This window comes from Kordiimonas lipolytica, from assembly GCF_042651265.1.
GTDB lineage: Bacteria > Pseudomonadota > Alphaproteobacteria > Sphingomonadales > Kordiimonadaceae > Kordiimonas > Kordiimonas lipolytica.
This window is the reverse complement of the sequence record NZ_JBHSCR010000036.1, coordinates 149,626-156,247: the sequence shown is the minus strand read 5'-3', so window position 1 is coordinate 156,247 and position 6,622 is coordinate 149,626. Positions and strand designations below refer to the sequence as shown.

At 54.7% G+C, this 6,622-nt stretch carries 9 protein-coding genes; 2 read left to right on the top strand and 7 right to left on the bottom strand.

Annotation, left to right across the window (positions count from 1 at the left end):
* Positions 1–90: 90 nt before the first annotated feature.
* Complete coding sequence (locus tag ACFO5Q_RS18850) at positions 91–480, bottom strand: hypothetical protein (RefSeq protein ID WP_156431872.1); 390 nt, start codon at positions 478–480, stop codon at positions 91–93.
* Between the two features lie 134 nt (positions 481–614).
* Here ACFO5Q_RS18850 and ACFO5Q_RS18845 point away from each other — a divergent pair, with 134 nt between their 5' ends.
* Positions 615–1,064, top strand: a complete 450-nt coding sequence (locus ACFO5Q_RS18845) for a DUF6694 family lipoprotein (protein WP_068144254.1) — start codon at positions 615–617, stop codon at positions 1,062–1,064.
* Between the two features lie 260 nt (positions 1,065–1,324).
* Positions 1,325–2,242, top strand: coding sequence for a hypothetical protein (locus tag ACFO5Q_RS18840; RefSeq protein WP_068144258.1), 918 nt, complete (start codon positions 1,325–1,327; stop codon positions 2,240–2,242).
* Here ACFO5Q_RS18840 and ACFO5Q_RS18835 read toward each other — a convergent pair.
* The 6 genes from ACFO5Q_RS18835 to ACFO5Q_RS18810 form a co-directional block, all read right to left on the bottom strand.
* A complete protein-coding gene (locus tag ACFO5Q_RS18835) occupies positions 2,239–3,042 on the bottom strand; it encodes a DUF5694 domain-containing protein (protein WP_156431873.1) in 804 nt (267 codons plus the stop codon). The two genes, ACFO5Q_RS18840 and ACFO5Q_RS18835, sit on opposite strands and share 4 nt — an antisense overlap.
* Positions 3,043–3,135: 93 nt before the next feature.
* Positions 3,136–3,543: a hypothetical protein gene (locus ACFO5Q_RS18830; RefSeq protein WP_156431874.1), complete on the bottom strand. Its 408-nt coding sequence runs from the start codon at positions 3,541–3,543 to the stop codon at positions 3,136–3,138.
* A 61-nt stretch (positions 3,544–3,604) separates the two neighbouring features.
* On the bottom strand, positions 3,605–4,069 hold the full coding sequence (locus ACFO5Q_RS18825) for a hypothetical protein (RefSeq protein WP_068144271.1): 465 nt from the start codon (positions 4,067–4,069) through the stop codon (positions 3,605–3,607).
* A 100-nt stretch (positions 4,070–4,169) separates the two neighbouring features.
* Positions 4,170–4,592 (bottom strand): DUF1330 domain-containing protein, encoded by a 423-nt coding sequence (locus tag ACFO5Q_RS18820; protein ID WP_068144274.1) that lies wholly within the window; start codon positions 4,590–4,592, stop codon positions 4,170–4,172.
* 61 nt (positions 4,593–4,653) lie between these two features.
* Positions 4,654–5,487 (bottom strand): alpha/beta hydrolase family protein, encoded by an 834-nt coding sequence (locus ACFO5Q_RS18815; RefSeq protein ID WP_068144277.1) that lies wholly within the window; start codon positions 5,485–5,487, stop codon positions 4,654–4,656.
* A gap of 64 nt (positions 5,488–5,551) precedes the next feature.
* Complete coding sequence (locus ACFO5Q_RS18810; RefSeq protein ID WP_068144279.1) at positions 5,552–6,622, bottom strand: sulfotransferase; 1,071 nt, start codon at positions 6,620–6,622, stop codon at positions 5,552–5,554.

Sequence of the window (6,622 nt, the reverse complement as noted above, 5' to 3'; positions counted from 1 at the left end):
CTAGAAAAATCCTCATTCGCGCAAACGCAAAAATGAGGGATCACTATGCAGCCGCGCTTGACACATAACACCGCTGCTTTTTTATTGGGCTCAGCGCTTGAGCGCCTTCAAAAGCACGGATACGGCAAAAACCACCACCCAGTGAATGGCGGGCGATACAAGAAGCACGGGGGTTGAGAGGCCGTCCTCCCACCCCACATAGCCCACAATCGGCAGAAAATAGTTGGCAACCAGGAACAGTGTTCCAATAAGTGCAGGCAAACCGCCCTTGATAACGCCCTGAGCCCCAACCTTCACCGCCCCAAAAGCCGGCAGCAATACCCACACGGTCATGAGCGCCCCGCCGAAACTGTCAAAATGCTCGCCTGCGACGCGGTAGCAAAGATGAACAAGACCCAACGCAGCAAGTCCAGTGACGACCCACTTGTAATATCCCGGACCTTCAGAATGCCGATGGCGCTTATGTTTAACTGTTTTCATGCCGTTCCATGTCGCCTGCGCCACCTTTGTCACATATGATGCTGAACCAGCCCAAGCTTGTTTGATGCCATAAATTTTCCACATCTTATGCTATAGTGTGCGCGTACAGAGACAATCAAAAAGGGAGACAACGCATGACACACTATTTGAAGCCCCTGACCGCCACAGCCATGCTGCTTGCCCTCGCCGCCTGCGGCGACAGCAGCGATAACAAGGGTGATACAAGCCAAGCCCCAGCCATGGAAGCGGCCACAGCTGAAAAGTCCACCATGGACAAAGCCACAGAGGCCGCCAAGGACATGGCCACCAAAGCGGTCGAATCCCTGAAACTGGACACCAGCTCGCTCGATGCTTTCAAGACCAGCCTCGCGAACATGAAAGGCTCCCTGTCGGCTGAGGACCAATCCAAGCTGATGGATGCCCTTTCCGGCATGGTGGCAGACAGCAAGGAAGGCTCAAGCGGCCTGATGGACACTGCCAAAAGCATGGCTTCCGGCAAATCGCTCACCGAAACGCTTTATGAAAAAATGGGCGACAAGCTGAGCGGTAAGACGTTCGAGGACATCCTCGCCATGGCAGGCTAAGTCCGGCCGTCATGCTGAACTTGTTTCAGCATCCATATCTACGGTTCAACCATACAAGAGGTTGACACATGGACCCTGAACCAAGTTCAGGGTGACAAAGATAATAAGGCGCCTTACCGGGCGCCTTTCTCTCGTTGGCAACATCGTCTTGGCTTAATGGATAACGCCAATGGGTTTCACAATTCTTCGCGTGAAAACGATCACCGAAGCTTCATAAATTAGCGTTTTCTCCGTCTAACGCCATCAAGAGGGAGGAACGCATGACATCCAATACTCAGGAGCCAGCCAGCCTGCAGGTGCCCATTCAGCGGCGCGAAAAAGGTCCATTCCACATAAAAATCCGGCTGGGCGAAAACGCTCCAATTGGTGTCCTGCTGGATACTGGATCAACCGGCATTGTCATCGGCCATGAACACCTGCCGTCAAGCGCGGTGAAAATGGACCCTCAGCCCCCATACAAGGTTGGCTACAGCAGCAGCGACAAGGCCTATGCAGGCGCGTGGTATAGCGTAAATGTCACCATACCAGGCGTGGGTGGCTGCGCCGTCACGAACCAGCTTCCCATTTTCAGTGCCACAAGCCATCCGGGGGTGGCCATGTGCGGCGTGGGCGTACAAGGGGACAAGCCTGCAACCTTCAACCCGTTCCTGAGCATCGACAGCATCACATTGAAGGGCAGCCCGAACACCTTTGTCACCCAAGGCTATGTCCTGAGCAAAGACGGCATTACGCTGGGACTATCAGAGGAAATTGTCAGCCAATTTCCTACAATGGTTCCCATGGACGACTTCAAGGCCACCGTTCACTTGAAACCGACGGGCACGGTCGGAGGAGCCCTCTATCACTTCAAGGCCCCTGCCCTGATCGACAGCGGCATCGGATACATGATCCTGAACCCCTCACTTCGGTCAGTGACTGACGCGCCGCCCGGGTTCTGCAACAAAGAGACGGGTCATTTTCTGGACGGCACATCTATAAAGTTTGACGGTGGTATCAGCTATGATTTTACGGTCGGCGACCATGAGGGAAATCCGCCAATGGCAGCAGATTACGTTCGTTGGGGTACGTCTAAGAAGGGCCGCATTATCAATACAGGCCGCAATGTTCTGATGGCCTATGAAATGCTGATACACCCAGGCAACAACCGCTTCGGTTTCAGGAAAATCGCAGCTGACTAGGGCGCACTCTGCTCGGCGTCCAAAAGAAGCGGACGAATGTCCAACCCGTCCATGTGACTGTCCATGGCCAGGAAATCCTTCAGGATCGCCGTATGCCCCTGCCCACCAATCACTAGCAAGCGCTCACCCGGCGCTGCATTTTGCTGGATACGGGCGTACATGCGGAAATTTCGGTGCCACCAACTGGCGGACGCAGTCGCGCCCTGGAACTTTCCATCTGCAGACACGCCATTGGTCATGATATAGAAGCTTTTGTTCAATCGGTCTTTTTCCGGGTCGTTGGCGTCCAACAACAACTCTCCCAGAGATTTGGTGCGATGGGCCTCGGCCGTTTCCTGGCTAATCTCGCCTATCATACGCTCCACCTCAGCCTGCAGCGCAGGGGCAGCAACCGGCATCACCTCAAACATAGCGTCCGCCTCCCATCCGATTTCCTGTTCGTCATAGCCACGGACAGGAATACCACCTGCCGCCTTACCGATACGGAACCCTAGCTGGTAATTCTCGTTGCTTGGCAATTCATAAGTGCCGTCCAAATACTTTTGATAGCGGTCCTGCCACACTTCCTCGCCAGCCGGCGAGTATTCCAGCAGGATTTTTGTAGGTTTGAATTCGGTTACAATCCGCTGGGCTAGTCGGTCAAGATATGCCTGCGGCTTATCGGTCATGACATTGATCTGATCTGTCTTAACCATGTCTTTGCCCGGATTGGCAAAATGAAACACGCCAAACATCATAACCTTTGGCATTTCATCATCTGCCGCCTGCGCACTACTCAGGCCCCAAATAAGTCCAGCCATACAAAGAACGGCCTTAAGCGCTGTCGATGCCGTTTTGACTATAGCGATCATTGTTGATTCCTCATTATCGTCGTTTTTGATGACTTTATTGTTTTATCGAGCTTTCCTGAGCCCCATCAGCGCCGCGATGGTCATCAACACCACGCCGCCCAGAAACACATACCCGCCCCATTCAAAATCCTTCACATGCAGGAACAAGCGTTCGGCTATATGTTCGCCGGCTTCCTCAAGCGGGTCGGTAACATGCTTTTCGATTTCGCCCAAAAGGCCACGCTCCCGCTCCAGGTGCAATTGCCAACGAATAAGCGGCCAGCAAAGCGCGCCCCAAACACCAAGAACCGCCAGAAAAGCCCCCCAGCGCGCCCGAACAGCATCAAGAACCGGGGCTAGCACCGCACAGGCAATCAGGATATATAGCTGGGGCTTGCCGATATCAGCGTAACTGATCACCTTCAGGTGCAGCACCTCCAGCATGGGTGAAAAGGCGCCGATGATTGTCATCAGCGCCCCTGTAAACATCAGCAGGCTGATGTTTCTGTTCGGTTGTTTCACGGGTGCGGCCTTAGGCTTTCTTGGCCGCCATGAATGCCATCACGGCACCCACCGTCATCACGATCATGCCCAGAACAAACATCATACCGCCGATTTCCATATCGAACACGTTCGAGAAAATCTTGCCAGCTACGTCCGAAGCCGCTTTCTGGATCGGATCGGTCACTTTCGACAGCTTCCCCATCAGGCCGCCGTCATCACCGCTGTCGCCGCCTATGTTCTTGATCACCGGCCACAACAGCACCAGCCACGCGCCAATGGCCGCGAACAGGCTGAAATTACGCTTGTCCAGGAAGATCACAACAGAAGCCGCCAGCGCAAACACCACCAGAAGATAGACCTCCGGATCTGCCGCGTCAGCATAGCTCATGGTGCCGATCCCGCCGATGTTGATCATTGGCAGAAATGCCCCGATCGCCACCATCAGTGACCCAACCAGCGTGATAATATCATTACGCCCAAGATTGATATTCATAAGATTAGTCCCCTTTTCCCTATACGGCGCTTTCTTATGCGCCCGACAGCAGTGTACCGGAGCTTGGGGAACTGAGGCAAGAGACTATTATTTCAAAGGCTTAGCCAAACCCTTTGGCATCGCCAAGTTCGGCGCATCTCAAGAGCCGGCTATCGAGCACGCCAGCCTGCCTGTGCTTCACCGCCTTGCGGTAATCCGGGTCTGTCACCATTTCCATGAAGGCCCCTGCGTTCGGATAGCGCGCCACGAACGCCACGTCCCAGGCTTCATCCTTGGGGCCAATAAGCATCAGTTCCGGCGCGCCACGCCAAAGGATGCTGCCACCAACGCGGGCAAAGATGGGCCCGCTTTCCCGGCTGTAGGCCTTATAGGCATCTGCCCCTGTCACCACGCCTTCGGGCGCTGTGCCGTCATAGTCTGCCTTGTCCTTCAAGCGGACCAGATTCAGCATATTGATGGGCGTATCACGCGGCAGGTCCTTGAAGGCTTCAAACTGGTCGCGCTCTGGATCGATATGGCTCATTGAAAGTCTCCCTTGTTAGAAGGTGACATAGCTGGAAACCGGCTTCGGGCAAGTGAGCCGACTAGCCTATCCACTTCACGATTTCGCGGACTACACCTTCTGGCTTGCGAGCCCAGTCGAAATGGCCGACATACCTTCCCTGCTCTGGCTCCCCCAATTTCCTGCCTGTAACGTCGGCATTCTTGAAGCAGCCACGGCTGAACTCCACGGCTTTATCCGGGGCAAGCCTGTCCCTGTCGAACGCTAATGACAGTACCCGGCCTTCATATCCGGCAATGGCGGCCATGGCGCCTGGAGTTGCCGGGCCATCATAGCTGCCGCCTTTGGCCCAGTCGCGCCAGTCAAGCATAAGCCTGCGGTATTCCCGACCGCCAAAGCCTAACTTGTCACCCGGGAAATATCCGACAACAGCTGTCAGCACTGGCAGCAGTCGGCACAGCCACTTGATCTGGCGCGCCTGTTTGCTGCCGAATAGCCCATGGTATGGAAACCCGCACGCCAGATGCACCACCCCCTTGATATCATCCCGCTGCCCTGCCGTGATGGAGCTAAGGTGCCCACCAAGGCTGTGGCCGCCCAGAAAAAGGGGTGTATCAGGCAACGCATTTTGTACATGATTGATGGCAGCCGGGATGTCGTCTTCCAGAAAGGCCTTCAGCCCGAAGTGTTGCCCCCGCCCCGCCCGGTGTGGGCTATTGCCGTGCCCGCGCTGTTCAAAAAGGCAGGTTGCGATACCCGCTGCGGCAAGGCGCTCAGCCAGATGGCGGTAGAAACGTGCTGGCACCCCAAGCGCCGGTAAAAGCAACATCGCAGCTTTCGGTTCACCATCCGGTGCATAGGTATTCAGCGGCACGGAAACGCCTTTACCGTTGTCGATTGTTACCCAGTCCCCCATATGCGCCCCATTTATCAAACTGATCAGTCTCGTAATTGGACGCTAGCGGTTTCAAGCCATGAAATCAATCACGTTCGAGGTGCGGAAGGTGTGCCCGAAGTAGCCGCTCTGCAGCGGCCTCTTCCGCGGCATAAAATTCTTCATCGGCGCTGTGATCATATGCCTTCTGTCGTGGGGCCATCAGACCATGGAGAGGGCTCAGGTCAAATGGGCACTCTTTGGGCACTATGGGTGTGCCCTTTTTCGATTTTTGGGCACTATGAGTGTGCCCTTTTTCGGAGAGAATACGCTCGAAAATGCCTGTAAAATCGTTGCACAAGGCTTCATAGCTGATGGACGCGTCAGCCCATTCCGCCGCAAACAGATCAGACAGCCGAGACACCAGATAATGTAGCCTGTAAGGGTGTGTGCGCCGACCATCCATCAAGAGCCAAGGATAGCTGATCACCAGATCACGATACCAGGGCAGAAGGTAAAAATGACAATGATCCGAATAACTTAGAAGATTCCAGCTTTGGTCATTCTGATGCCCCTTGAGGGTCGAGCGCCACGTATCGCGCGGGTTCCGCCGCAGGTGCAGGATGCTCGCCTCAGGGAAGTTTTTCTTGAGAAAAGGCAGCCTGAAATCCACGCGATTGAACTGCAAAACAGGCCGTTCAGGGGCCCTTGAGATCAGCTCGGCGATGTATTTTTCAAGGGCACACGCATGGGCACTATGGCCCAAAACCAGATTTTTGTATGTCCATTCGTCCGTAAACCACTGCGAAAGATGCTCCAAGCCATTGTAATTACTATGGTAATTCTGAACACCCCGATGGGTCTCATCTGTGCCCTCGCCCCTTGTGATCGGGTCAAACCATCGACGCTCGTTCAGTGGTTCATAATAGGCCGTAAAGCCCGCGAGCCGGTCGAACGCTTGCCACAGAAGGGTCGAGCCACTCCTGAAACGGGCCGTTATGAATACAGGTCCATCGGGATGTAATGAATTGTTATTGTTGGGAAATTTATCTACGTCCCTGTAGGTAGGCAGTGGTGCTTTAGCGCGAAAGAGGCCCATGGCATGGGCTGCGGTCCGCTCAAGCCCAGGATGGGCTGATAAGCGCCGCATGACACGTTGCTCGAAAAGCCGCAGCAT